Origin of the sequence: Lamprocystis purpurea DSM 4197 (assembly GCF_000379525.1) — a bacterium.
In the GTDB taxonomy this organism is placed as follows: Bacteria; Pseudomonadota; Gammaproteobacteria; order Chromatiales; family Chromatiaceae; genus Thiodictyon; species Thiodictyon purpureum.
The window spans coordinates 1-3353 of the sequence record NZ_KB902421.1 but is presented as its reverse complement, the minus strand read 5'-3'; the positions used below and the strand labels follow the sequence as shown (position 1 = coordinate 3353).

General features: G+C 57.4%; 4 protein-coding genes. 3 read left to right on the top strand and 1 reads right to left on the bottom strand.

The annotated features are described in order from the left end of the window. Positions 1-503: 503 nt before the first annotated feature. From A39O_RS0107205 to A39O_RS39860, 3 genes are all read left to right on the top strand, one after another. Positions 504-770: a hypothetical protein gene (locus A39O_RS0107205; RefSeq protein ID WP_020504017.1), complete on the top strand. Its 267-nt coding sequence runs from the start codon at positions 504-506 to the stop codon at positions 768-770. Between the two features lie 248 nt (positions 771-1018). Further along, the gene (locus A39O_RS0107200; protein WP_020504016.1) at positions 1019-1270 is read left to right on the top strand and encodes a type II toxin-antitoxin system Phd/YefM family antitoxin; all 252 of its coding nucleotides are present in this window, start codon (positions 1019-1021) and stop codon (positions 1268-1270) included. Further along, on the top strand, positions 1260-1493 hold the full coding sequence (locus A39O_RS39860) for a PIN domain-containing protein (RefSeq protein WP_020504015.1): 234 nt from the start codon (positions 1260-1262) through the stop codon (positions 1491-1493). Before A39O_RS0107200 ends, A39O_RS39860 begins: the two co-directional genes overlap by 11 nt. An 848-nt stretch (positions 1494-2341) precedes the next feature. Here the strand turns inward: A39O_RS39860 and A39O_RS38005 are convergent. Next, positions 2342-2626, bottom strand: a complete 285-nt coding sequence (locus tag A39O_RS38005; protein ID WP_040527384.1) for a helix-turn-helix domain-containing protein — start codon at positions 2624-2626, stop codon at positions 2342-2344. Between the last annotated feature and the right edge of the window lie 727 nt (positions 2627-3353).

Sequence of the window (3353 nt, the reverse complement as noted above, 5' to 3'; positions counted from 1 at the left end):
GGCCACGCTGGGCCTTCCGGTCGCCAAGAACGCGGGGCTCCCACGTTACCGGACCCGCGCGTGGGATTCATGCAGGCTTGCCGAAAGGACACCGTCACCGGCGGCCACCGGGTGACTACTGCTCATAGGCAGTCGCAGCGCGGCCGGCCTTGATCATTGGTCCATGGCGGCACCCGAGGTCCTGTGCGTAAACAGCCTGGCGTTATTGCACAAAGCGTAACCGCTTATGCAGACCCGTCGCAACGGCCGCGGCGCGGGCGGATACCGTCCTGCGGCTTGGTCCTGAGTCGCGCTACGGACCCTGACGGATTCCCTCTACCGGCACCGGCCGCGTCTGCGTCTGCGTCTGAAACCCCTTGACCTGACCCCGAAAACCCTAGAAAGAAGGGGTGCGACTGGACGAGGGAGCCGGGCTCAGTCGCTTTTGCTCGCCGGGGATAAAGGGCTTATGCTTGAGCGACCCTTGGCGCGGCCCACGGCAACCGCAGACAGGAGGCTGATCCATGCTGACCATGATCGAAGTTGAGATCGACCGAGACGGAAGAGTCCGTCCGCTGGAGCCGCTGCCCTTCCCCTTGCTGGGGCGCGCCTACCTGGCCCTGCTACCCGATCCGTCTGCCAACCGCACCCCGACTGGCGCCACCGGGGGGACAGCCGCCGACGCCTTGGCCCTGCTTGCGTCCCCGCGCTTCGCCCAACGCCCGGTCAGCGATGTAAACGAGGTGCAGAACCGCATTGCGGCACTCCGTGAGGACTGGGAGCACGATTGATACGCCGTGCCTATCTCGATACCTGCATCGTGATTTACCTGATCGAAGATGCGGGGTGGTTCAGCGAGCAGACACACCGAATTCCTGGCGCGAAACGGTGACACGCTGCTGTGCGTATCGCCCTTGGTGCGCCTGGAAGCGATCGTCAAGCCACACGCCAGCGCTTACGTCATTAGAAAACGGGGAAAGGGCGAAAAAAGGCGCACAGTGCTTGGTATTCGAGCCTTGACTCGATCGGAAGAAGTTCTATGCAGACGATAACCGCACAAGAAGCGAGATCGAACTTTAGTGAATTACTCGATCATGCCCGACGGGAGCCGGTTCGCGTCACGCGCCGCGGGCATGTCGTGGGCGTCATGGTCTCTCCGGAAGACTATGAGGCAATGCGTGTCTTCTATGCCGAACGGCTCCTCGACAGGATGAGCCAAATGGGCAAGATGGCTGAGCAGCACGGGCTCACGGAGGAGGAATTGACCCGACTGCTGGCCGATGACAGCTAAACGCGCAGTCATCGACACCAATGTCTTGATCAGCGGTTCATTGAGACCGGGTGGCACCGCGGCGGCCGTTACACGCTGGTTCATCAGGTACGGTCGCCTGATCTTCTCTACCGAAACCTTCGCCGAGCTTGAATCGCGATTAATGCGATCAAAATTCGACCGCTACGTCACCAGGGCGGTTCGGCAAGACGTCTTGCGCGATCTCGGCGCGGTCGCGGAATAGGTCGAACTAAGAAACAGGGGCAGCTATTCTCGCGAATCCGATGACGATAAATTCATCGAGACCGCCCGGGCGGGAGGGGCGCAGATATTGATAAGCGGCGATGCGGACTTGACAGACCTGAAATCGGTTGCTGGTATTCCGATCCTGACGCCCCGCGAGTGCCTCGATTGGCTTGAGTCGTTAAGGCCCTAGGTTCGGTCGAGACGGAAAACTCCGCGCTGGGCTGGGATTCGCCTCATCCTGAACGCGCCAAAGGGCACGTCGAGGCTTCCATGCAGGCCGTTTTCAATCCCCCCAGTGGGATAAGGGGATCGGGGTACGGGGTAAGGGGCCAGGCTCAAATAGGCCTTGATCGTCGTTCCGGCGACTGGAGGTCGAGGCTTTAGCCGGTCCGGCGCGCAAGCACCACTGATTTTCTTTGAGATCTCGGGAATTGCCACCGGCTAAAGCCTCGACCTCCAGTTGCGGACAGGCCGTCGCCGGCCGGAACGATGATCAAGGCCCTCAAATAAATCCAGCACGCAGAAAAATACAATTGAGCCTGGCCCCTTTACCGTTCCAGAATCTAATTGAGCCTGGCCCGAATGGCACTGACTTAAGCCGCGGCAAAGATAAATCAGTCAGTTACAGGAGGGGCGACAAGCAGTCACTTGACTGGAAGCGGCATTTTCCGCGCTGTTTCCCGGCTTCTGCCCGCTCCGGAACGGTTTTTCGCTCGCTTCGCCGCATCGCAACCGTTTGTTTCTATGATGCTTGCGGCTTAAGTCAGTGCCATTCGGCTCTGACCCCTTTAACTTAGACCCCTTTAACTTACCGAAAAGAGCACCGACCCAAACGGCACTGACACGTCAAAAATCTTGGAGCTTAAGCAGTACCTCTGGATTACTTACGGCAACGCGAAGAAGCATCTTCGCGGCGCCTGTGGGTTCACGTCGGCCTTGCTCCCAGTCTTGGAGCGTGCGAGGTGAAACGCCTAGGAGACGCGCGAATGCCGGCTGAGATAGCCCAACTCTTGAACGTGCTTCCGCAGCTTGAGGAACCTGAATTTGTGTAACACGAGCAGCTTTCCCACTTTTCATCTGCTTTACAGATTCAAGCAAATCATTTTGAAATTTCTCAGTCTCAGATGGCATCTTCAATCTCCTTCTTAAGTTCAATAAGAAATTGCGCTGGCAAGTTATCGAACTTGGACTTAGTATAGACAATCAGTAACCATATCGCCGCGTCATGAGCCAGGAAATATATCACTCTAGCGCCGCCTCGCTTTCCAGTTCCCGGTCTTGACCATCGAACTTTTCTGCATCCTCCCGAACCTGGAATTATATCTCCCGCTTCAGGGTGTGAGGCAAGCCAGACTATGCACTCGGTTCTTTCGTCGTCTTTCCATATGTCTGCCGCATACTTGACGAAGATTTCAGTTTCAGCGACTGTTCTCATGTTGCCAAGTATACGGCTTTGCCGTAGTTTCGACAAGACCAAATTTGCCCGAAGCACACAACGCGCGGCTGGCCGGTGCGTTCTGACTGCACCGGCGGGGCTTAACGATCAGCCGATAATACCCAAAGCAGAGCGATGTTATGGGTATGCAGGACGACGGGTAGCGTGTGTCTGGCTTTCCAGACAGAGGGGCTCAACGCGCTAGGTCAGGCGATTTTATAATCAAGCTTCACCGCAAAGGGTACTCGCACTATTCCTATTCGGCTCCTTTCGATTCCATCGCCTCGATTATGACGTTAAGCTCCTGCACCGCCAACTTGGCCTTAGTCTGACTATTACCCACATCTTTGCTGGCCGGCTGCGGCTGCCAGGGCTGGACACAGCACGGCGGAAGTGGTGAAATCCGCTCCCATCACGACCGAT

What these genes read in the sequence shown, in the direction of transcription:
- A39O_RS0107205 (WP_020504017.1), top strand. Translation starts at nt 504, where the DNA reads ATGCTGACCATGATCGAAGTTGAGATCGACCGAGACGGAAGAGTCCGT.
- A39O_RS0107200 (WP_020504016.1), top strand. Translation starts at nt 1,019, where the DNA reads ATGCAGACGATAACCGCACAAGAAGCGAGATCGAACTTTAGTGAATTA.
- A39O_RS39860 (WP_020504015.1), top strand. Translation starts at nt 1,260, where the DNA reads ATGACAGCTAAACGCGCAGTCATCGACACCAATGTCTTGATCAGCGGT.
- A39O_RS38005 (WP_040527384.1), bottom strand. Translation starts at nt 2,626, where the DNA reads ATGCCATCTGAGACTGAGAAATTTCAAAATGATTTGCTTGAATCTGTA.